Origin of the sequence: Pseudomonas persica (assembly GCF_900291015.1) — a bacterium.
Taxonomy (GTDB): Bacteria; Pseudomonadota; Gammaproteobacteria; order Pseudomonadales; family Pseudomonadaceae; genus Aquipseudomonas.
The window spans coordinates 77309-100502 of record NZ_OLKL01000044.1 but is presented as its reverse complement, the minus strand read 5'-3'; the positions used below and the strand labels follow the sequence as shown (position 1 = coordinate 100502).

Annotated in this window: 18 protein-coding genes; all 18 read left to right on the top strand. The window is 64.2% G+C overall.

The genetic code is table 11. The annotated features are described in order from the left end of the window. The first annotated feature begins 6 nt into the window (after positions 1–6). The 18 genes from flgE (at position 7) to FQ664_RS20395 (ending at position 23174) form a co-directional block, all read left to right on the top strand. Positions 7–1362, top strand: a complete 1356-nt coding sequence (flgE, locus tag FQ664_RS20480; RefSeq protein ID WP_144174486.1) for a flagellar hook protein FlgE — start codon at positions 7–9, stop codon at positions 1360–1362. Positions 1363–1432: 70 nt separating this feature from the next. Then, positions 1433–1618, top strand: coding sequence for a hypothetical protein (locus FQ664_RS20475; protein WP_144174485.1), 186 nt, complete (start codon positions 1433–1435; stop codon positions 1616–1618). 293 nt (positions 1619–1911) lie between these two features. Continuing rightward, on the top strand, positions 1912–2652 hold the full coding sequence (locus FQ664_RS20470) for a flagellar basal body rod protein FlgF (RefSeq protein ID WP_144174484.1): 741 nt from the start codon (positions 1912–1914) through the stop codon (positions 2650–2652). Positions 2653–2699: 47 nt separating this feature from the next. Further along, on the top strand, positions 2700–3485 hold the full coding sequence (flgG, locus tag FQ664_RS20465) for a flagellar basal-body rod protein FlgG (protein WP_015271239.1): 786 nt from the start codon (positions 2700–2702) through the stop codon (positions 3483–3485). Between the two features lie 51 nt (positions 3486–3536). After that, positions 3537–4232 (top strand): flagellar basal body L-ring protein FlgH, encoded by a 696-nt coding sequence (gene flgH, locus FQ664_RS20460; RefSeq protein WP_038410056.1) that lies wholly within the window; start codon positions 3537–3539, stop codon positions 4230–4232. Between the two features lie 12 nt (positions 4233–4244). Next, entirely contained in the window at positions 4245–5354 is a 1110-nt protein-coding gene (locus FQ664_RS20455; protein WP_144174483.1) for a flagellar basal body P-ring protein FlgI, read from the top strand. Positions 5355–5365: 11 nt separating this feature from the next. Then, positions 5366–6520, top strand: a complete 1155-nt coding sequence (gene flgJ / locus FQ664_RS20450) for a flagellar assembly peptidoglycan hydrolase FlgJ (RefSeq protein WP_144174482.1) — start codon at positions 5366–5368, stop codon at positions 6518–6520. 12 nt (positions 6521–6532) lie between these two features. Then, on the top strand, positions 6533–8563 hold the full coding sequence (gene flgK / locus FQ664_RS20445) for a flagellar hook-associated protein FlgK (protein WP_144174481.1): 2031 nt from the start codon (positions 6533–6535) through the stop codon (positions 8561–8563). A gap of 13 nt (positions 8564–8576) precedes the next feature. Then, a complete protein-coding gene (locus FQ664_RS20440) occupies positions 8577–10148 on the top strand; it encodes a flagellar hook-associated protein 3 (RefSeq protein ID WP_144174479.1) in 1572 nt (523 codons plus the stop codon). Positions 10149–10223: 75 nt separating this feature from the next. Continuing rightward, complete coding sequence (locus FQ664_RS20435; RefSeq protein ID WP_144174478.1) at positions 10224–13796, top strand: glycosyltransferase; 3573 nt, start codon at positions 10224–10226, stop codon at positions 13794–13796. Between the two features lie 139 nt (positions 13797–13935). Continuing rightward, positions 13936–14709 (top strand): glucose-1-phosphate cytidylyltransferase, encoded by a 774-nt coding sequence (gene rfbF, locus FQ664_RS20430; RefSeq protein WP_144174477.1) that lies wholly within the window; start codon positions 13936–13938, stop codon positions 14707–14709. After that, on the top strand, positions 14691–15773 hold the full coding sequence (gene rfbG, locus FQ664_RS20425; protein WP_144174476.1) for a CDP-glucose 4,6-dehydratase: 1083 nt from the start codon (positions 14691–14693) through the stop codon (positions 15771–15773). The genes rfbF and rfbG overlap by 19 nt, the downstream gene beginning before the upstream one ends. Next, a complete protein-coding gene (locus tag FQ664_RS20420; RefSeq protein ID WP_087502679.1) occupies positions 15770–16330 on the top strand; it encodes a dTDP-4-dehydrorhamnose 3,5-epimerase family protein in 561 nt (186 codons plus the stop codon). The genes rfbG and FQ664_RS20420 overlap by 4 nt, the downstream gene beginning before the upstream one ends. Further along, a complete protein-coding gene (locus FQ664_RS20415) occupies positions 16327–17553 on the top strand; it encodes a class I SAM-dependent methyltransferase (RefSeq protein WP_144174475.1) in 1227 nt (408 codons plus the stop codon). Before FQ664_RS20420 ends, FQ664_RS20415 begins: the two co-directional genes overlap by 4 nt. Next, a complete protein-coding gene (locus tag FQ664_RS20410; protein WP_144174474.1) occupies positions 17550–18428 on the top strand; it encodes an NAD-dependent epimerase/dehydratase family protein in 879 nt (292 codons plus the stop codon). The genes FQ664_RS20415 and FQ664_RS20410 overlap by 4 nt, the downstream gene beginning before the upstream one ends. Beyond that, entirely contained in the window at positions 18418–19485 is a 1068-nt protein-coding gene (locus FQ664_RS20405) for a class I SAM-dependent methyltransferase (RefSeq protein ID WP_144174473.1), read from the top strand. Before FQ664_RS20410 ends, FQ664_RS20405 begins: the two co-directional genes overlap by 11 nt. 20 nt (positions 19486–19505) lie before the next feature. Then, positions 19506–20243 (top strand): cephalosporin hydroxylase family protein, encoded by a 738-nt coding sequence (locus FQ664_RS20400; RefSeq protein ID WP_144174471.1) that lies wholly within the window; start codon positions 19506–19508, stop codon positions 20241–20243. 33 nt (positions 20244–20276) lie between these two features. After that, positions 20277–23174 (top strand): TIGR00180 family glycosyltransferase, encoded by a 2898-nt coding sequence (locus FQ664_RS20395; protein ID WP_144174469.1) that lies wholly within the window; start codon positions 20277–20279, stop codon positions 23172–23174. The last annotated feature ends 20 nt before the right edge of the window (positions 23175–23194 follow it).

Here is a 23194-nt window from a genome sequence, read left to right as displayed (position 1 = left end):
GAATTCATGTCTTTCAATATCGGCCTTAGCGGTCTGTACGCAGCAAACAAGCAGCTGGATGTCACCGGCAACAACATCGCCAACGTCAACACCAACGGCTTCAAGTCGTCGCGTGCCGAGTTCGCCGATGTCTACGCAGGCTCCAACCGCCTGGGCGTGGGCAAGAACCAGGTGGGTAACGGTGTGCGCCTGGCGGCCGTTTCCCAGCAGTTCACCCAGGGTGACGTCAACACCACCGGCAACGTGCTGGACATGGGGATTCAGGGGCAGGGCTTTTTCGTGCTGTCCGACAACGGCTCGCGTGTCTACACCCGTGCGGGTGCTTTCCAGGCCAGCAAGGACAACTTCGTGGTTACCTCGGACGGGCTGCGCCTGCAGGGCTATGCCGCTGACTCGAGTGGCAAGATCCAGAGAGGCGTGTTGACCGATCTGCAGATCGATACGTCGGCGTTGCAGCCAAAGGCAACGTCCCTGATCGATCAGGGCATCAACCTGAACTCTTCGGCCGCCGATATCCCGCTGGAAGTGGATGATGGTACTGGCGCGATGGTGCCGAACCTGCCGTTCGATCCTGCCGATCAGACGACTTACACCAAGTCTTTCCCGACCAAGGTGTACGACAGCCAGGGTAACGAGCACACCATGGAGCAGTTCTATCGCAAGACTGGCACCAATGAGTGGACCATGTACACCCTGGTGGACGGGCGCAACCCGTTCGACCCATCCTCCACTGTGCCGCTGACCGGCACCATCAGCTTCAACAGTGATGGCTCGGTCAGTGGCATGACTGCCGATAACACCGGGCACCCGGCAGGCGCTTCGTTCACAGTGAACAACAACACCTTCACCATGACCGGCTGGGTACCGGCGGTGGAAGACTCTGCGGGCAACTGGGGGTCGAATGGTGCGGCGGGCAGCGCCGATGGCATGCGCCTGGCGATGAACAGCACCACCTCCTACAACACCGAGACCGCGCGCATGTCGCAGTCCCAGGACGGCTACGCGACCGGTATTCTGTCGAGCCTGAGCATTGACTCGACGGGTGTGCTGTTCGCCAGCTTCAGCAACCAGCAATCCCGCGCCATTGGCCAGGTGGCCCTGGCCAGCTTTGCCAACGAGCAGGGCCTGCAGCAGATCGGTGGTACCCGCTGGACCGAAACCTTCACTTCCGGCATTCCGGGCATCGATTCGCCGAAGACCGGGACCTTGGGTGCCATCGAGTCCAATGCGCTGGAGGGCTCGAACGTGAACCTGACGCAGGAGCTGGTAGAGCTGATCAAGGCGCAGAGCAACTACCAGGCGAACGCCAAGACCATTTCGACCGAAAGTACCATCATGCAGACCATCATTCAGATGACCTGATGGTCGCTGGCTGAGTGTGTGGGCGAACCCCTTTGTCGTGAAGGGGTTCGTCGTCTTTGCCGGAGGGGTCATGAAAAGGCTGGTTGTCACATTGATCGCTGCTTTCTGCCTGTACCAGGCTCAGGCTGGTACCGCGCCCTGGTGGCGCTGGGAAAGCCAGGTGGATGGGCGCCTGGTCTGCTCGCAATGGCCGCCGGGGGAGGGTTGGAAGAAGTTTGCCGGGCCCTACAGCAATGGCGCTTGCCGCGAGCCTTGAATAAACCTGTACCGGCCTCTTCGCGGGTAAACCCGCTCCCACAGGGGCCCTGCTAATTCAACGAGTTATGTGCAGTTCTATGAGAGCGGGTTTACCCGCGAAGAGGCCGGTACAGGTTTGCCGCCATCGGCAACCAAGCGCCGGATAACCGGCGTTCAGCACGCCGCTGGCACCCTTGCAAGCCCGTATCCACGGGCTTTTTCATGATTCGGGAAAGTTGGTTCGGAACTTGCTTTGTAGCTCGCATAGCAACGGCGAGCGGCAAACGACCGCCAGTGCAATGGAGGATGACTGTGGACAAGATGCTTTACGTGGCCATGACCGGCGCCAGCCAGAACGCGCTGGCGCAGAAGGCACACGCCAACAACCTGGCGAACATTTCCACTAACGGTTTTCAGCGAGACCTGGAGCAGGCCCGCTCGATGCCGGTGTTCGGCGACAGCTTTCCGGCGCGTGCCTTTGCCATGACCGAGCGCCCGGCCACCGACTTCAGCGAAGGGCCGATGGTGGAAACCGGCCGCGATCTGGATGTGACGGTGACCGGCAAAGGCTTCATCGCCGTGCAGGCGCCCGATGGCAGCGAAGCCTATGTACGCACCGGCAGCCTGAACATCGATGCCCTCGGTGTGCTGCGTGCAGGCAACGGTATGCCGGTGATCGGTAACGGCGGCCCCATTGCGATTCCGCCTGAGCAGAAAGTCGAAGTCGGCGCCGATGGCACCATCAGCATCCGCTCCATGGGCGAGGATCCACGAGTGATGGCCGAGGTCGACCGCATCAAGCTGGTCAATCCCGATACCAAAGGCCTGACCAAGGGCCTGGATGGCCTGATCCATACCCGCGACGGCCAGCCGGCCGACGCCGACGTCAATGTGCGGGTGGTGTCGGGTTTCCTGGAAGGCAGCAATGTCAACGCTGTCGAGGAAATGACCTCGGTACTGGCGCTGTCCCGCCAGTTCGAACTGCACGTGAAGATGATGAACGCGGCCAAGGAAGGCGACGAAGCCATGGCTCGGGTTTTGCAAATCGGCTAATCACTTTTGAACGGGTGCCGTAAAACAGGCGCACGAGGAGAACTTACATGCTTCCGGCTCTTTGGGTCGCTAAAACCGGTCTGTCCGCCCAGGACACCAACCTGACGGTCATCTCCAACAACCTGGCCAACGTCTCGACCACCGGCTTCAAGCGTGATCGCGCCGAGTTCCAGGACCTGCTGTACCAGATCAAACGCCAGCCTGGCGCGCAGTCCACCCAGGACAGCGAGCTGCCTTCGGGCCTGCAGGTCGGTACCGGTGTGCGCATTGTCGGCACGCAGAAGAACTTCCAGACCGGCAGCCTGCAAACCACGGAAAACCCGCTGGACATGGCGGTCAACGGTCGTGGTTTCTTCCAGGTGCTGCAGCCGGATGGCACCGTTTCGTATACCCGTGACGGTACTTTCCACCTGAACTCCGACGGCCAGATCGTCACCGCCAACGGCTTCGCCCTGGAGCCTGCCATCGTCGTGCCGAACGACGCGCAGACCTTCACCGTCGGCCAGGACGGCACCGTGTCGATCACCACCGCCGGCAACCCGGCAGCGCAGGTGATCGGCAACATCCAGACCGCCGACTTCATCAACCCGGCCGGCCTGCAGGCGATTGGCGACAACCTGTTCCTCGAGACCGCCGCCAGTGGTGCGCCGCAAGTCGGCACCCCGGGCCTGAACGGTTTCGGCACCACCCTGCAGCAGACCCTGGAAAACTCCAACGTCAGCACCGTGGAAGAGTTGGTGAACATGATTACCACCCAGCGTGCCTACGAGATGAACTCCAAGGTCATTTCCACCGCCGACCAGATGCTGTCGTTCGTCACTCAACAGCTCTGAGGCCTTTAGCGCCAAGCCCAGTCACTCCGTTGCACCCATGAGGTAAGCGTCATGAATCGTCTGTTGTCCGTTTTCGCCCTGGGGGGGGCGGTGTTGCTGGCAGGTTGCGTCGCGCCGACGCCCAAGCCCAACGACCCGTACTACGCGCCGGTACTGCCGCGCACCCCATTGCCGGCAGCGGCCAACAACGGTTCGATCTACCAGGCCGGTTTCGAACAGAACCTGTACAGCGACCGCAAGGCGTTCCGGGTGGGCGACATCATCACCATCACCCTCAACGAGCGCACCTCGGCCAGCAAGAACGCCGGTTCGCAGATCCAGAAGAACAGCAACGCCAACATCGGCCTGACCTCGTTGTTCGGCAGCACGCCGAGCACCAACAACCCGTTCGGCGGTGGTGACCTGTCGCTGGAAGCCGGTTACAGCGGCGAGCGCGCCACCAAGGGCGACAGCAAGGCCACCCAGGGCAATACCCTGACCGGTTCCATCACCGTGACCGTCGCCGAAGTGCTGCCCAACGGCATCATCGCCGTGCGCGGCGAGAAGTGGCTGACCCTGAACACCGGCGAAGAGTTGGTGCGCATCGCCGGCATGATCCGCGCCGACGACATCGCCACCGACAACACCGTGCCGTCCACCCGCGTGGCCGACGCGCGCATTACCTATTCCGGTACCGGCTCGTTCGCCGATGCCAGCCAGCCCGGGTGGCTGGACCGCTTCTTCATCAGCCCGCTTTGGCCTTTCTGAGTACGGATGACCATGTTCAACGTGAGGCAGCTGATTGCCGCAACCCTGCTCCTGTCCTGTGCCTTCGGCGCCCAGGCCGAGCGCCTGAAGGACATTGCCAGCATCTCTGGCGTGCGCTCCAACCAACTGATCGGCTACGGCCTGGTGGTGGGGCTCAACGGCACGGGTGACCAGACCACCCAGACCCCGTTCACCCTGCAGACCTTCAACAACATGCTGTCGCAGTTCGGCATCAAGGTGCCGGCCGGTTCCGGCAACGTGCAGCTGAAAAACGTCGCGGCAGTGTCGGTGCATGCCGACCTGCCGGCGTTCGCCAAGCCAGGCCAGGTGGTGGACATTACCGTGTCCTCGATCGGTAACTCGAAGAGCCTGCGCGGCGGCAGCCTGCTGATGACTCCGCTCAAGGGTATCGACGGCAACGTCTACGCCATCGCCCAGGGCAACCTGGTGGTGGGCGGTTTCGATGCCGAAGGCCGTGACGGCTCGAAGATCACCGTCAACGTTCCGTCGGCCGGCCGTATTCCGGGTGGTGCCAGTGTCGAGCGTGCGGTGCCGAGCGGCTTCAATCAGGGCAACAGCCTGACCCTGAACCTCAATCGCCCCGACTTCACCACCGCCAAGCGCATTGTCGACAAGGTCAACGACCTGCTCGGCCCAGGCGTGGCCCAGGCCGTGGACGGCGGTTCGGTGCGGGTCACTGCGCCGATGGACCCGAGCCAGCGCGTGGACTACCTGTCGATCCTCGAGAACCTCGAGATCGACCCGGGTCAGGCGGTGGCCAAGGTCATCATCAACTCGCGTACCGGCACCATCGTCATTGGCCAGAACGTCAAGGTGTCGCCGGCCGCGGTGACCCACGGCAGCCTGACCGTGACCATTACCGAAGACCCGATCGTCAGCCAGCCGGGGCCGTTCTCCAACGGCGAAACCGCCGTGGTGCCGCGCTCGCGGGTCAACGCCGAGCAGGAAGCCAAGCCGATGTTCAAGTTCGGCCCGGGCACCACGCTGGATGAAATCGTCCGCGCGGTGAACCAGGTGGGCGCCGCGCCCAGCGACCTGATGGCCATCCTCGAAGCCCTGAAACAGGCCGGTGCCTTGCAGGCCGACCTGATCGTTATCTGAGGACGGTGCGGATGAACAGCAAAAGCCTGGTTTCCGGCGCTGCCGACAGCGGTGCCTATACCGACCTCAACCGCCTCAGCTCGCTCAAGCATGGCGACCGCGACAGCGATGCCAACGTGCGCAAGGTGGCCCAGGAGTTCGAGTCGCTGTTCATCAGCGAAATGCTCAAGGCCTCGCGCAAGGCCAGCGACGTGCTGGCCGACGACAACCCGATGAACACCGCGACGGTCAAGCAGTACCGTGATATGTACGACCAGCAGCTGGCCGTGAGCATGTCTCGCGAGGGCGGCGGTATCGGGTTGCAGGACGTGCTGGTGCGCCAGCTGTCGAAGAACAAGAGCGTGCCGGCCAACACCAGCCCTTTCCCGCGTATCGAGGGCAATGCCCCGACGCTGTGGGGCAACAAGGTGGCCGAGCCCGTACGTGCCGACCAGATGACCGCCACGCGCAACGACGTCGCCGCACTCAATTCGCGGCGCCTGGCGCTGCCGAGCAAGCTCACCGAGCGCCTGCTGGCCGGTATCGTGCCGTCGGCGGCCAGCACCAACACCGCTGGCGTGCCTGCCCGTGACGGCCAGCAAGTGGCCAAGGCCTTTGCCGTGCCGGACAACGGCCTGCGCATCCTCGGGCGTGCCGTGGCCCAGCCGCCGCTGGCACCGAAAAAGGCCTTTGCCGACAGTGATGAATTCGTCGCCACCATGCTGCCGATGGCCGAGCAGGCGGCCAGGCGTATCGGTATCGACCCGCGCTACCTGGTGGCGCAGGCCGCCCTGGAAACCGGCTGGGGCAAGTCGGTCATGCGCAACACTGATGGCAGCAGCAGCCACAACCTGTTCGGCATCAAGGCGACCGGCAACTGGGAAGGCGGCGAGGCGCGGGCGATCACCAGCGAGTTCCGTGATGGCCAGTTCGTCAAGGAGACGGCGGCGTTCCGCTCATACGATTCTTATCAGGACAGCTTCCACGACCTGGTCAGCCTGTTACAGAACAATTCGCGCTATCAAGATGCGGTGAAGGCCGCCGATAAACCAGAACAGTTCGTGCAAGAGTTGCAAAAGGCCGGGTACGCCACCGACCCGAATTACGCCAGCAAGATCTCGCAGATCGCAAGACAGATGAAGTCGTACGAGCACTACGCAATGCTCGGTACTGCAACGAAACTTTAAGGGCATGGAACCATGGCGAGTCTGATCAACATTGGTATGTCGGGGCTTGGCGCCGCGCAATCGGGGATGTACACCCTCGGCAACAACATCGCCAACGCCGATGTCGAAAGCTACTCGCGCCAGCAGAACGTGCAGAAGACCAAGGGCGGGCAGCAAGTCGGCCAGGTCTTCATCGGCAGCGGTACCACCCTGGCCGATGTGCGCCGGGTGTACAACGCGTTCCTCGAGAACCAGCTGCGCAGCACCACCTCGCTGAGCAGCGATGCCAGCTCGTACCTGAATCAGATCACGCCGCTGGACACCGCCCTGTCGAGCAGTGACACCGGTATCACTGCGGCACTGAAGAGCTTCTTCAGCGCCATGCAGGATGCTGCGGCCAAGCCGACCGAGGACGCCTCGCGCCAACTGCTGCTGACTAGCGCGCAGTCCCTGGCCAAGCGCTTCAACACCCTGTCGGCGCAGTTCAACCAGCAGAACAGCAACATCAACGCCAACATGGTGTCGATCGCCGATCAGGTGAACAACCTGACCAAGACCATCGCGGATCTCAACGACCAGATTTCCCGTGTCAGCTCCATTTCCGGCCAGCCCAACGACCTGCTCGACCAGCGTGATGGCGCTGTGCGTGAGCTGAGCAAGCTGATTGGCGCCGATGTGGTGGAGCGTGAGGGTAACTACGACATCTACCTGAAGAATGGCCAGGCCCTGGTGCTGGGCAAGACCACCCAGACCCTGGGCGTGGAGCCCAGCGCGACCGACCCGACCCGCATGAGCCTGATCCTCAACCGCGGCTCGACCAAGATGGACATCACCAGCAGCGCCAGCGGTGGCGAACTCGGCGGCCTGATCCGCTACCGCAAGGAAACCCTCGACCCCGCGCTCAACGAGCTGGGCCGTGTGGCCCTGGTGGTGGCCGATGCCATCAACAGCCAGCTGGCCCAGGGTATCGACAAGAACGGTGACTTCGGTGCCACCTTGTTCGGTGATATCAACAGCGCCGCGGCCATCAGCCAGCGCAGTATCGCCAAGACCGGCAACAGCGCCGGCTCCGGCAACCTCGATGTGACCATCAAGGACTCCGGCAAGCTGAGCACCAGCGACTATCAGGTGACGTTCACCAGCGCCACTGGCTACAGCGTGCGCAAGTTGCCTGAAGGCACCGACATGGGCAGTTTCGACCTCACCGATACGCCGCCTCCGGTGATCGATGGTTTCACCCTGTCGCTCAATGGTGGTGGCCTGAGTGCTGGCGACAGCTTCAAGATCACCCCGACCCGCAATGCGGCCGCAGGCATCGAGACTGTCCTTACCGACCCCAAGCGCCTGGCCCTGGCTTCGCCGCTGACCGCTACCAGTGGTTCGGGCAACAAGGGTACCGGCGTGATCACCCAGCCGACGCTGACCTCGGAGATGGACATCTACGATGCCGCCCAGCGTTCGCAACTGCAGACCGGCCTGAAATATTCAACCCCGGTCAAGCTGGTGTTCGGCGACGACACCAGCTCGCCCCAGGCCTACAAGATGTACGACGCCAAGGGCACCGAGATCGGCAGCGGCACCATCGTGCCGGGCCAGGAGAACAAGCTGCAGCTGTCGGTGCCGATGGTCGATGGCAGCGGTAACCCGCTGGGTGGCAATTTCACCTTCGAGATGAGCGTTTCCGGCGCACCGAAGAATGGCGACAGCTACACCGTGGCGCTGTCCGGCGCAGGCTCGGCGGACAACCGCAACGCCCAGTCGGTGATCGACCTGCAGAGCAAATCCACGGTCGAGGTCGGCGCCAACGGCAAGGGTATCAGCTTCACCGATGCCTACGCCAAGCTGGTCTCCAGCGTCGGCGGCAAGGCCGGCCAGGCACAGATGGACAGCGACGCGACCAACGCGCTGCACACCTCGGCGCTGGACAGCCGCAACGGTCTGTCGGGTGTGTCGGTCGACGAAGAGGTCGGCAATCTGGTCAAGTTCCAACAGTACTACACCGCGTCGTCGCAGATCATCAAGGCGGCCCAGGAAACCTTCGCCACCCTGATCAACAGTCTTTAAGGAGCCGTAGATCGTGAGCGTACGCATCTCTACTTCGCAGTTCTACAACACCAACCAGGCCAACTATCAGCGCAACTTCGCCAACTCGGTGAAGACCCAGCAGGAGGCCACCGACAACATTCGCGTGCGCTCCGCCAAGGACGATCCGGTGGGTGCCGCGCGCCTGCTGCAACTCGAGCAACAACAGAGCATGCTCGAACAGTACGGCGACAACATCGTCAACGTGCGCAATGCCCTGGGTACTGCCGAAAGCACACTGAAGTCCATCGGGACCATCCTGCAGCGGGTCAACGAACTGGCTGTGAGCTCCGGCAACGCCGGCTTCACCGACGACGACCGCAAGGCCAATGCCGCCGAACTGGACTCGTTGGAGCAACAACTGTTCACTCTGATGAACAGCAGGGATGAGGACGGCAAGTACCTCTTTTCTGGCTCCAAGGGTGATACCCAGCCGTACGTGCGCAATTCAGATGGCACCTACTCCTACCAGGGGGACCAGGCGCAGCTCAAGTTGCAGGTCGGCGACATGCTCAGCCTGGCCTCTAACGAAACGGGCTACGATGCGTTCGAGCAGGCCCTGAACACCAGTCGCAGCGAGACCAGGCTGACTGCGCCGGCCGCCGATGATGGCCGCGTCAGCCTGTCCAACGGCCAGGTCTCCGGCAGTTCCACCTACAACGACCGCTTCCGCAGTGGCGAGCCTTACAGCATCGAGTTCGTCAGCAGTACACAGTTCAAGATCACCGATGCCGGCGGCAATGACGTCACCCTCGAGGCGACCCAGGGCGGCAAGTTCGACCCGAACGGCAACAACACCGAAATCAGCTTCCGTGGCGTCGACCTGCGCCTGGACATCAGCTTCAAGGCCGGTGATGAAGCCGATCCGGATGCTGCCATCGCCGGCCACACCTTCAGCCTGGCCTCCAAGGCGGACCAGATCGGCAGCACCCGCAGCCCGGGTAATGCCTCGTCGGTCCAGGTCACCGGTGCCTCGGTGGTCGACCAGGCTGCCTACAAGACTGCCTTCCCCGAAGGCGCGGTGCTCAAATTCACCAGCGCCACGGATTTCGAGCTGTATACCGCGCCGGTCAGCGACGGTAGCCGGCCGATCTCCACGGGTACCCTGAGCGGCACCACCGCCACGGTGCTGGGCGTGCAGTTCGACCTGTCGGGAGCGCCAAGTGCCGGTGACTCGTTTGCCATCAAGGTCAATACCCACCAGACCCAGAATGTGCTCGACACCATCAGCCAGCTGCGCGCTGCGCTGAGCACCCCGATCGACGGTGACCCGGCGGCCGCGCAGGCTTTCAAGGCCGCGCTGGACTCGGCCATCGGCAATATCGGCAGCGCCACCAACCAGGTGACCTCGTCGATCGCCTCGATCGGCGGCCGTGGTCAGGCGCTGGATGTTCAGGCCGAGACCAACTCGGCGCTGGGCGCCGAGAACACCAAGACCCAGAGCTCGATCCGCGAAAGCGACCCGGCCGAAGTGATGATCCGCCTGACCATGCAGACCAACATGCTGCAGGCCTCGTTGCAGGCCTATGCCAAGGTTGCCGGTCTGTCGCTGGTCAACTACATCTGATAGCGCTGCATGCGTAGCCAATCGTGCGCCGCCACCGTCAGGTGCGGCGCACTTTTTTTTTGCAAGGTCGCCAACGTGAACGAAAAGCCTCTCGTCAGTATCGTCATCCCCGCCCACAGCCCACGGTTCTTTGCCATGGCCTTGCACAGCGCCCTTGGCCAGACCTATGAGGCACTGGAGGTGCTAGTCTGCGACGACAGCGAAGGCGAGGAGATCGAGGCCATCGTCAACGCTGTCGAGGGCGAATTGCGCGCTTGCGTGCGTTACGTGCGCAACAGCCTGCGCCAGGGTTTTGTCGCCAACCTGATGCAGGCGGTGGGCTTGGCCCGGGGCGCGCTGGTCAAGGTGCTGTGCGACGACGATCGCCTGTTCCCGCAGTGCGTGACGCACCAGGCCAAGGCCTTGCTGGAGCACGACGAAGTCGGCCTGGTGTTGTCCCAGCGTGTGCTATGCGACGAGAACAACTTCATCCTGCCGATGCGCATCGCCAATGCGCGCTTCGCCAATGTCGACAGCCTGTTCAAGGGCGAAGACATGCTGGCCATGCTCGACGGCCGGCCAGTGAACTTCCTGGGCAATTTCTCGGCGGCGCTGATGCGCCGCGAGCAGGCACTGGAGTGGTTGCAGGCGCTCACCAGCGATGGCATGAGCTTCGTCGCGCTGCTGGACCTGGCGCTGTTCGCCTGCCTGATGCGTCGCGGCAACATGGTCATGCTCAGTGAGCCGGGTCTGATCGAACGGCTGCACCCGCAACGCCTGAGCAAGCAGGAGGCGCTGGTCCAGGCCGCACCGCAGGAGTGGCGCTGGATGATGCAGATGCTCGCGGCGCGCAGCGGCGAAGCCGCGCCCGCCAGTGGTTGGGTGCGCTACGTGCCACTGACCGAGGCGCAGCAGCAGCCGCGACAATGGCAGGAGTTGTGTGTGGCACGGATCATCAGCAACTGGCAGACCCGCCTGGGTGGCCGGGTGGGCAGCGAGTGCGAAAGCTATGCCGAGCTTTATCAGCAGTGGTTGGCGGCGCGCCGCTTCAGCGACGTGCAACGGGGGCTGCTGCCCCAGGCGGTAGCGGCCTGGCCACGTCAGCCGCGCATCGTACCGGTGGTGCTGGATACCCAAGGTGACGCCCAGGCCCTGGGGCGCACCCTCGACAGCCTGGCCGGGCAGTTGTACCCGGTGCATGCGTGCGTGGTGTTGGCCGATGCCGTGCCTGCCAGCCCGATCCCGCTGGTGCACCAGCCGCTGCAAAGCGACTGGCCCGAGCAGTTGAACCAGTTGCTGGCCTCGTTGCACGACGCCGACTGGATCTACCTGCTGCGTGCCGGTGACCGGCTCGCCGAGTCGGCCATTCTGCTGCTGGCCGAACGTGCCGCGGTATTCCCCAACCTGGCGTGCGCCTACAGCGATGAAGGGGCCTGGCTCGATGACCAGCCGGGCGAACCGGTGTTCAAACCGGACTTCAACCTCGATCTGTTGCGTAGTTACCCCTATGTCGGCCGCACCCTGGCCTTCGCCCGCGAGGCGATTCTCGACCTCGGCGGTTTCGATGCCGGCTTTGCCGAACTGGCACCGCATGACCTGCTCTGGCGCCTGGTCGAAGCCCGTGGCCTGCAGGTGATCGAACACATTGCCGAAATCCAGGTGCAATCGGAGTTCAGCTTCGCCAGCTGGCTGTCGCTGCCGGAAGTGATCGCCCAGAGCGAACCGGTGTTGGCCGCACATCTGCAGCGGCTGGGCGTGGCGCATCGGATCCGGCATGACGACCTGACTTTGCTCAATCGGGTCGACTACTTGCATGCCGGTACCCCACAGGTATCGATCCTCGTTCCTGTCGGCAGTGACCTGGCAGGCCTGCAGGCCTGTGTCGAAGGGCTGATCGAGCGCACAGCCTATGGCCGCTACGAGGTACTACTGGTGGCCGGGCCGACCGTGGCGGCCGACGTGGACGGCTGGCTGCAGGCCATGAGCGAGCTCGGTGCAGGCATGCTGCGCGTAGTCCGGGCGCTCGGCAGTTCGCGCAGTCAGCTGCTTGATGCCGCTGCGGCCCAGGCGTGCGGTGACTATCTGTTGTTGCTCGATGCCAGCGTGCAGGTGTTCGACGGCCAGTGGCTGGACGAAATGCTCCAGCATGCCCAGCGCCCGGAGGTGGCGGTGGTCGGCGCCAAGCTGGTCGATGCCCAGGGGCGGGTGGTCGACGCGGGCCGGGTGCTGGGGGTTTCCAGCGTGGCCGGCCCGGCCTTCGCCGGGGAAGATGCGCAGTCGCGCGGTTACCTGCAACGCTTGCAGGTGGTACAGGACTGGAGCGCTGTCGGCGGCGATTGCCTGATGGTGCGTAAGGCGGTGTTCGCAGAGCTGGGGGGGCTGGGTGCCCAACCGCTGAGCCAGGGTATGGCCGAGCTCGACCTGTGCCTGCGTGCGGGGGCGTGCGGTTACCTGGTGGTCGGCACGCCCTATGCCGTGCTGCTCAAGCGGGAAGCGACGACCACAATCGATGGGCTTGGCCAGGACGCATTGCTGGAACAGCAGCAGGTGTTCTGCGAGCGCTGGCTGAGCAAGGTGGTGCGCGACCCGGCTTATAACCCTAACCTGGGGCTGTCCAGCGGCGACTTCAGCCTCGAGCCGAGCCTGCGTGGCAGCTGGAGCCCGCTGTGCGCCCGGGCCTTGCCGTCGGTGCTGGGGTTGCCGATCAACGACAGTGCGGTGGGCCATTATCGGGTCGAACAGCCGTTCAAACAGCTGGAAGCCGCCGGGCGCGTGGTCGGGCGTGTGGTCTACGAGTCGCCGACCGTGGTGCAACTGGCGCGCATGGACCCGGACGTGATCATCCTGCAGTTGCGGCATAACGATGACTCGGTGCGCGACATTGAACGCATCGCCCGCTTCTCCAATGCCCGGCGCATCTTCGAAATTGACGATTACGTGCTCAGCGCGCCGAAAAAGAACACCCATGCGCGCAACAAGCCAGCTGACATCGAGCAGCACCTTCGCCGTGGCATCAGCCTGTGCGACCGGGTGGTAGTGACTACCCAGGCCTTGGCCAATGCGCTGTCGGACATGCATGACGATATCCGGGTGGTGCCGAACATGCTGGCACCACACCTGTGGACGAACCTGCCAGCCAGCCGCCGTGGCGCTTCCAGCAAGCCGCGGGTGGGTTGGGGCGGCGGTACCAGCCACAGCGGCGACCTGGAGATCATCGCCGAGGTGGTGCGCGAGCTGGCCGGTGAGGTGGAATGGGTGTTCTTCGGCATGTGCCCCGAGGCGCTCAAGCCCTACATCCATGAGTATCACCCGGGTGTGCCGCTGGCGCGTTACCCGGCCAAGCTGGCGAGCCTGAACCTCGACCTGGCCCTGGCGCCGCTGGAATTCCACATCTTCAACGACTGCAAGAGCAACCTGCGGCTGCTGGAGTACGGTGCCTGCGGTTACCCGACCATCTGCACCGACACCGAGGCCTACCGCGGCTACTTGCCCTGCACGCGCGTATACAGCAACAGCACCGAGGAGTGGCTGCAGGCGATCCGCTCGCACCTGGCCGACCCGGCGGCCAGCTACCGCCTGGGTGACGAGTTGCGTGAGGCGGTGATGCGCGACTTTGTGCTGCGTGACGACAACCTGCGCCACTGGGAGTGGGGCTGGTTGGCGGACTGATTTTCGCCTGATAGCAACTGGGGCCGCAAAGCGGCCCCGGCTTTTTTGCAGGTTGGCGCATTTCCTGCAATACCCCATCGATATCGCCATAAATCCTTCACCCTGGTGGTCCGGGGGCGCGAAGTACATGAGGAAATCGATGAAGGCAGTCATTCTGGCGGGTGGTCTCGGCACGCGCATCAGCGAAGAGTCGCACCTGAAGCCAAAACCGATGATCGAGATCGGTGGCAAGCCAATTCTTTGGCACATCATGAAGCAGTATTCGGCGCACGGTATCCACGACTTCGTGATCTGCCTGGGCTACAAGGGCTACGCGATCAAGGACTTCTTCGCCAACTACTTCCTGCACACCTCCGACGTGACCTTCGACATGCGCGCCAACCGAATGGACGTGCACCAGAACTACAGCGAGCCATGGCGCGTGACACTGGTCGACACCGGTGAGGAGACCATGACCGGTGGCCGCCTGCGCCGCGCCGCGCGCTACCTGGAAGGGGAGCGGGCATTCTGCTTCACCTATGGTGATGGCGTGTCCGACATCGACATCGGCGCGCTGGTCGACTTCCACCATGCTCACGGCAAATTCGCCACGGTCACAGCCGTGCAGCCGCCAGGCCGCTATGGTGCCTTGCAACGCGATGGCGACCAGGTACTGGGCTTCACCGAGAAACCACGCGGTGATGGCGGCTGGATCAATGGCGGCTTCTTCGTGCTGTCGCCTGAAGTGTTGCCGTACATCGATGGCGATGCCACCTCCTGGGAAGCCGAGCCATTATCGCGCCTGGCCTGCGAGGGGCAACTGCATGCCTTTGCCCATGACGGCTTCTGGCACCCAATGGACACCCTGCGTGACAAGAACCACCTGGAACAGTTGTGGATCAGTGGGGAGGCGCCATGGAAGCAGTGGGCCTGAGCCCTGCGTTCTGGGCCGGCAAGCGCGTCCTGCTCACTGGCCACACCGGTTTCAAGGGCAGCTGGCTGGCGCTTTGGCTGCACAGCCTGGGTGCCCAGGTCACCGGCTTTGCCCTCGACCCGTCGACCGAGCCGAGCCTGTTCGAGCTGGCGCGGGTCGGCGAGGGCATCGATGACCGCCGTGGCGACGTGCGCGACCTGGCTGTGCTGCTGGAGCTAGTCGCCGAAGTGCAGCCGGAAATCGTCCTGCACCTGGCGGCCCAGCCCTTGGTCCGCGAAGGCTACCGCGATCCGCTGGGCACCTATTCGACCAATGTCATGGGTACCCTCAACCTGCTTGAAGCGGTGCGCCAGGCCGGCGGCGTGCGTGCCTGCGTGGTGGTTACCACCGACAAGGTGTACGCCAACCAGGAATGGGCCTGGCCCTATCGCGAGAACGAAGCGTTGGGTGGGCACGACCCTTATAGCAGCAGCAAGGCCTGCTGCGAGATCCTCGCGCAGTCCTATGCCGCGTCGTTCTTCCCGGCCGAGCGCCATGCCGAACATGGCCTGAGCCTGGCCACTGCGCGTGCCGGCAACGTGCTCGGTGGCGGCGACTTCTCGCCCGAGCGGCTGATCCCCGACGTGCTCAAGGCGTGGTCCGCCGGTGAGCCGGTGATCTTGCGCTTCCCCCAGGCGGTGCGCCCCTGGCAGCACGCCCTGGAGCCGCTGGCCGGCTACATGCAACTGGCGGCCAGCCTGTACGAGCAGGGCCAGCGCTTTGCCGGCGCGTGGAACTTCGGCCCCGGTGACGATGACATGTGCAGCGTCGGTGAAGTGGTGCAGTTGCTGGCCGGCCAATGGCCGCAGGCACCCGGCGTCAACTTCGAGAAGAGCGACCTGCACGAAGCCGGGCTGCTGCGCCTGGACAGCTCGCGTGCCCGCCAGCAGCTGGCCTGGCGCCCGCGCTGGACGCTCAACGAATGCCTGGAGCAGACCCTGGGCTGGCACCTCGCCTGGCAGAAGGGCATGGACATGCGTGCGGTCAGCCTCACCCAGCTGAGCCTGTACCAGGAGTTGCTGTGAGCCAGTACAGCCTGCACCCCTTGCCGTTGCCGGGCCTGGCTCGCATCGAACATCGCCGTGTTGAAGACGCCCGTGGCGCCTTTTCGCGGCTGTATTGCGAAGACAGCCTGGAACGCTTCGGCGCGCCGTTCCACATCCGCCAGATCAACCGATCGCTGACCCGCGAGCGCGGTAGCGTGCGTGGCCTGCATTACCAGGCCGGGCCGCAGCCGGAGAGCAAGTACATCACCTGTCTGCAGGGTGAGGTGTGGGATGTGGTGATCGATCTGCGTGCCGGTTCGCCGACTTTCCTGCACTGGCATGCCGAACACCTCAAGGCCGGGCAGGGCAGCAGCTTGCTGGTGCCGGCCGGCTTCGCCCACGGCTTCCAGGCCCTGAGTGACGACGCCGAGCTGCTCTACCTGCACAGCGCCGACTATGCCCCGGAACACGAAGGCGGGCTGTCGGTGCTCGACCCGCGCCTGGCAATCGCCTGGCCGTTGCCTGTGATCAACCTCTCGGCCCGGGATGAGATGCATCCTTGGCTGGACGACCGCTTTACCGGAGTGACCGTATGAATTGCCGTGGTTGTGGCAGCGCCCTGCACTTGCCGTTGATCGATCTGGGCACCTCGCCGCCCTCCAATGCCTACCTGCGCCCCGAGCAACTGGCCGAGGCCGAGCAGTGGGTGCCGTTGAAGGTGGCGGTGTGCGAGCAATGCTGGCTGGTGCAGACCGAGGACTACACCCGCGCCGAGCAGCTGTTCGACGCCGACTATGCCTACTTCAGCTCCTATTCCAGCTCCTGGCTGGCTCATGCCGAGGCCTACGTGGCGAGCATGACCGAGCGCTTTGTGTTGAGCGCCGACAGCCGCGTGGTGGAGATTGCCGCCAACGATGGCTACCTGCTGCAGTACGTGGCCCGGCGCGGCATTCCCTGCCTGGGCATCGAGCCGACCCGCAGCACCGCTGATGCAGCGCGGGCCAAGGGCCTGGCGATCCGCGAAGTGTTTTTCGGCCGCGAAGTGGCCGCGCAACTGCTGGCAGAGGGGTGGGGTGCCGACCTGATGGCGGCCAACAACGTGCTCGCCCATGTGCCGGACATCAATGACTTCCTCGGCGGTTTCGCCACCTTGCTCAAACCGGCCGGCGTGGCCACCTTCGAGTTCCCGCACCTGCTATCGCTGATTGCCGAGCACCAGTTCGACACGCTGTACCACGAGCACTATTCCTACCTGTCGCTGACCGCGGTGCAGTTCCTCTGCCAGCGCAACGGCCTGGAAGTCTTCGACGTGCAGGAGCTGCCGACCCACGGTGGTTCACTGCGAGTGTTCGTGCAGCGTGCCGATGGCCAGCGCCGTGCCGTGGAGCCGGCCGTCGCCAGCCTGCTGGCGCTGGAGGAGGATGTGGGCGTGCGCAGCGCCGGCTTCTACGCAACCCTGGCGCCTGCCGCCGAGCGTATCAAACTGCAGTTGCTGCGCTTCCTGCTCGAGGCCAAGGCCGCCGGCAAGCGGGTGGTTGGCTACGGTGCCGCGGCCAAGGGCAATACCCTGCTCAACTATGCCGGGGTCAAGGCCGACCTGCTGGCCTGGGTGGCCGACGCCAACCCGCACAAGCAGGGCAAGTTCCTGCCCGGCAGCCGCATTCCGGTGGTGGCGCCCGAGCGCCTGGCCGAGGATCAGCCGGACTATGTGCTGGTGCTGCCCTGGAACCTGCTGCACGAAGTCAGCGAGCAGCAGGCCTGCATTCGCGAGTGGGGCGGCCAGTTCGTCATCGCCGTGCCCGAGTTGACCGTGCTATGACCGTGTTGCATGTACTGGTGACTGGCGCCACCGGTTTCGTTGGCCGTCATCTGGTGGCAGAGTTGCTGGCGCGTGGTTGCCGTGTACGCGCCCTGGCGCGTGACGAGGAGCGTGCGCGCAGCATGCCGTGGTTCGAGCAGGTGCAGTTCGTACCCGGTGACCTGCAGCTGGCGGATGCCGGGCAGGTCGCCAATTGGGTCGACGGTATCGATGCACTGGCCCATCTGGCCTGGCCGGGGCTGCCGAACTACCAGGCGCTGTTCCACCTGGAGCAGAACCTGATGGCCGACTACCGCTTCATCAAGCATGCGGTCGAGGCCGGTGTGCAGCAGGTGCTGGTCACCGGCACCTGTTTCGAATACGGCATGCAGAGCGGCCCGCTGGACGAGCAATGCCTGGCGCGCCCGGCCAACCCCTACGGCCTGGCCAAGCACAGCCTGCACCAGTTCCTCCAGGCGCTGCAGATGCACCAGCCGTTCACCTTGCAATGGGCGCGGCTGTTCTACCTGCATGGTGAGGGGCAGAACCCTAACAGCCTGCTGGCTGCGCTCGAGCGTGCCATCGACAGTGCTGCAGCGGCCTTCGACATGTCCGGCGGCGAGCAATTGCGCGACTTCCAACCGATCACCGAGGCTGCGCGCCAGTTGGCCGGCCTGCTGCACTGCCGCGATTTCTCTGGGGTGGTCAACTGCGCCAGTGGCCGGCCGGTAGCGGTGCGCAGCCTGGTCGAGCAGCGCCTGCGTGAACGCGGGGTGGAGCTTGCGCTGAACCTTGGCCATTACCCGTATTCGACCCACGAGCCAATGGCGTTCTGGGCCGTGACCGACCGACTCACGCAGCTGTTGGCTGCCCAGGGAGCGCCCCATGGCCTATGAGTTGTACCACGCAGCCGGCCTGCCCGTGCTGCAGAACCGTACCTTCGCCGATGCCGCCAGCGCGCGGGCATCGGCCAGTGGCGACATGTGCCTGGTTCAGGATGAGCGCACCGGCCTGGTGTACAACCAGGCCTTCGACGGATCCTTGCTGCGCTATGACAGCGACTATCAGAACGAGCAGGCCCTCTCGCCGGCTTTCCAGCGCCACCTGGATGAAGTTGAAGGGCTGGTCGCCCGGCACTTCGCCGGCAAGCGCCTGATCGAGGTGGGCTGCGGCAAGGGCTACTTCCTCGAACTGCTGCGCCAGCGCGGACATGTGGTGACCGGTATCGACCCGGCCTACGAAGGCGACAACCCGGACGTGATCAAGGCGTCGTTCACTCGTGCGCTGGGGCTATCGGCCGATGCTGTGGTGCTGCGTCACGTGCTGGAGCATATCGCTGACCCGCTGGCGTTTCTCGGCGCCATCGCCGATGCCAACCAGGGCGGCCTGATCTACATCGAAGTGCCGTGCCTGGACTGGATCCTCGAACATCGCGCCTGGTTCGACCTGTTCTACGAGCACGTCAACTACTTCCGCCTGGACGATCTGCGCCGCTGCTTCGGCCGTGTGCTGGAGGCCGGGCACCTGTTCAACGGCCAGTACTTGTACATCGTCGCCGACCTGGCCAGCCTGCGCGAGCCCGCGTTCGACGGCCAGTGCCTGCAGCTGCCGGCAGGCTTCAGCGCCAGCCTCGAGCGCGGCCAGGCGTTGCTGCGCGAGCATGCCGGGCGCGGCGCGGCGATCTGGGGCGCATCGTCCAAGGGCGTGATCTATTCGCTGTACCTGCAGCGTGCCGGGGTACAGGTAGACCATGTGATCGACATCAACCCGGCCAAGCAGGGCCGCCACCTGCCGCTGAGCGGCTTGCGCGTGTCGTCGCCCGAAGAGGCGCTGGCGACGCTGCCTGATGGCGCGCAGATATTCGTGATGAACTCCAACTACCTGGACGAGATCCGCCGTGATACCGGCAACCGTTTCGTCTATCACGCGGTCGATGACGCCGCGTTCCAATGACCTTTGCAGAGACCGCTACCATGACTGACAGCAACGTCCATCAGGCTTTCGTCGCCGAGTGCAACGAGCAGATCGCCGCCCAGGGCCAGGACCAGAAGCTCCAGGGCCTGGCCCGCGACCTGTTCAACGAATCGGCCAGGCACAAGTACAGCTACCATTTCTCGTGGATGGGCCGGCCGATCATCCAGCTGCCCCAGGACATGATCGCCATGCAGGAGCTGGTGTGGCGCATCAAGCCGGACCTGATCATCGAGTGTGGCATCGCCCATGGCGGTTCGATCATCTACTACGCCTCGCTGCTGCAACTGCTGGGCCATGGCGAGGTGCTGGGCATCGACGTCGACATCCGCCCGCACAACCGCAAGGCCATCGAAGAGCACCCGATGGCGCACCGCATCACCATGTTCGAAGGCTCGAGCATCGCCCCGGAGATGGTCGCCAAGGTGCGCCAGCTGGCCGAAGGCAAGAAGGTCATCGTCGTGCTCGATTCCAACCACACCCACGACCACGTGCTCGAGGAGCTGCGTGCCTATGCGCCGCTGGTGTCGGTGGACAGCTACTGCGTGGTGATGGACACCGTGGTCGAGGATATGCCGGCCGACTTCTTCCCGGACCGCCCATGGGGCCATGGGGACAACCCGAAGACCGCCGTGTGGCAGTACCTGAAAGAGAACAGCGACTTCGAGATCGACCGTCAGGTGCAGGACAAACTGCTGCTTACCGTGGCGCCGGACGGCTATCTGCGCCGCGTGCGTTGATTCTCACCCCAGGTCACCAGCAGGAACGTCTTCATGCAACTTCAGGATACCCCGCTCATCGACCGCTCGCTGCGCGAGCGTTTCACCGTGGTGTTGATCACCCATAATCGTCCGGCGTTCCTGCGCCGGGCCTTGCACTACTATCGCGATTTTCCGGCAAGCATCCTCGTGCTGGATTCATCCAGCCAGGCCGATGCCACCCTGCAGGCGGACTACCCGCAGGTGGATTACCGCCACCTGCCGCAGTACACCTACAAAGGGCTGCAGGAAAAACTCGCCTATGGTGTGAACGAAGTCCGCACGCCGTTCATGACCTTTGCCGCAGATGACGACTTCCTGCTGTTCGATGGCATGGCCCGGTCGGTGCAGTTCCTTGAGGAGCACCCGGACTACGGCGTGTGCCATGGCTACGGCATGATGTACGTGGGGCACGGTACCGAGGTGCACTTCTACCGGCGTGACAAACGCGTGCAGGAAGACTATTGCAGCGACGACCCGGCCCAACGTCTGGTCGAGTTCATGGGCCAGTTCCTGCCGCCATTCTATGCGGTTACCCGCACCGACCTGCTGCTGCAGTGGTACGCGCTGCTGCCGGCGGGCACCAGCTTCGAGTGGCAGGAGATTGGCCACACCTTCTACCTGTTGGCCAATGCCAAGGCGCGTATCCTGCCGATTCCGTACGCAGTGCGTGAAGCCAACCTGGGCGGCTCGGACCACAACACCAACGTGCTCACCGTGTTGGCCAACCGCGACGAGCGCAGTTGCCAGGAGCGTGAGCGCTTCGCCGCGTTCCTCGCGTCGATCCCGACGGCCCTCAGCTGCCTGGGAGCCGAGCAGGTGCAACAGGTGGCGCTGGAAGGCTTCCAGGCCATGGCCGAGGGCTTGCTCAGCGGTCGTGCCTTGCATGGCTGCATGATTGTCACCTCGCGCTGGAACGTGCCAACCCCCGAGCCATTGCGCATCTTCGGCAAGCAGCAGTTCGTCGAAATGCCGTTCTACAACCAGCCGATGTTCGACCTGCTGGCGCAACTGGAATTCCTGATTCATGCCATGCCTTGCGGGCGCCTCCAGCTGCGTGAGCTCGAAGCTATCCTGGTGCGTCAGCAGACGCTGATGCAAGTCAATGCCAATGACAACGAGCGCACCATCCGCGCGCGGCTGTGGCAGGCACTGGCCCTGAGCCCTTTCAACCGGGTGGTGGTGGAGCGCCTGTTGGCCTCGCTGGAAGCGGCCGGCGACGAGGCCGAGGCCGCACCGCTGCGGCCTTGGCTGGCCCGGCTCGAGGCGTTGCCGAGCTATGACAGCCAGGCGCTGCTCGCATCGTTGCCTTCCGGCCAGTTGTTGAACTGGCTGGAAGCGCGCAAGCCTGACGCCGAGCAGTCAAGCCTGGCCCGGCAGCGTCTGGCTGCAGCCGACGGTGGTCCAAGCTTCGGTATCGTGCTGCTCGACCTGGGCGCGCAGATGGACAAGCTGCAGGCCACCTTCGACAGCCTGATGGCCGGACCGTGCCGCCGCTTCAAGGTGGTGGTACTGACCGGTGGCGACCTGCCAATGGCGACCAATGCCGGGCAGACCGTGCACTTCGTCAAGGCCGACACGAAAGATTACGTTCGCCAGATCAACCAGGCGGTCGCCCAGCTGGATACCGACTGGGTGGTGCTGGCCGAAGCGGGCGATCGTTTCACCGCCAGCGGCTTGCTACGGGCCAGCCTCGAACTGCTGGGTACCGAAGGCATTCGCGCGGTAGCCATGGATGAGGTGCAGGTGCAGGCTGATGGTCGTCTGCGTGAAGTACTGCGGCCTGGCACCAGTCTCGACCTGCTGCAGAGCGTGCCGGGGGTGATGGCGCGTCACTGGTTGCTGCGCCGTGATCTGCTGCTGGCGGCAGGTGGCTTCGACAGTCAGTACCCGCTGGCGCTGGAATTCGACCTGCTGCTACGCATGATCGGTGATGAAGGCCTGGCCGGCTTGGCCCACCTTGCCGAGCCGCTGTTGATCTGTGACGCGCCAGCGCTCGACAGCCAGGACCAGGAGCGGGCGGTGCTGACCCGTCGCTTGGCTCAGCGTGGCTATGCTGCCGTGGTGGGTTCGGTGCACCCGGGCACTCACCAGATCGACTATCGGCATGCCGAGCGACCGTCGGTTTCGATTCTCCTGCACTGCCAGGACAATGCCGAAGATTTGCAGGCGTGTCTGGTCAGCGTGCTGCAGCGCACGCGTTACCAGAACCACGAGATCGTCATCGCCGACAACGCCAGCCAGTCGCCGCAGTTGCGCGAATGGCTGGCCAGCCTGGTGGCCGCTGGCAGCCGTGTGCGGGTTATCCGCAGCGAGCAGGCCATGGCGCCGGTCGCCATGCTCAACCTGGCCAGCCGCGAGGCGCAGGGCGAGTATCTGGTGATGCTCGATAGTGCAGCTGAGGTGTTGAATGCCAACTGGCTGGAAGGTCTGCTCAACCAGGCCCAGCGCCCGGAGGTCGGGGTGGTTGGCGGCAAGCTGCTTGGCAGCGACGGCAGGGTGGCCGAGGCCGGGCTGGTGCTGGCGGGCGAGGCGGGTATTCGCCCGGCTTTCCAAGGGGTGGCCAAGGATGCACCGGGCTACCTGCAGCGTTTGCAGGTGGAGCACAACGTATCGGCCGTGTCTGGTTGCCTGATGGTGCGGGCCGAAGTGCTGCGGGCACTGGGCGGGCTGGATGAGCAGTCAGCGAGCATTCGCGCTGCCCAGGTGGCTGCCTGCCTGAGTGTATCCGGGGTCGGCTTGATGGTGGTCTGGACGCCCCAGGCCCAGGTGGTGCGCCATGGCCGGTTGGACGCACTGCCCTGTGCACCGCAGGTGCAGGACCCGTTCTACAACGCCGGGCACAGCCGTGGCGCGGCGCTGTTCACCCTGGACCCGCAAAGCCGGGTCGAGTGGCAGGCTCTGATCGCTTGAAGGCAAGGCTGCGTCGCAGC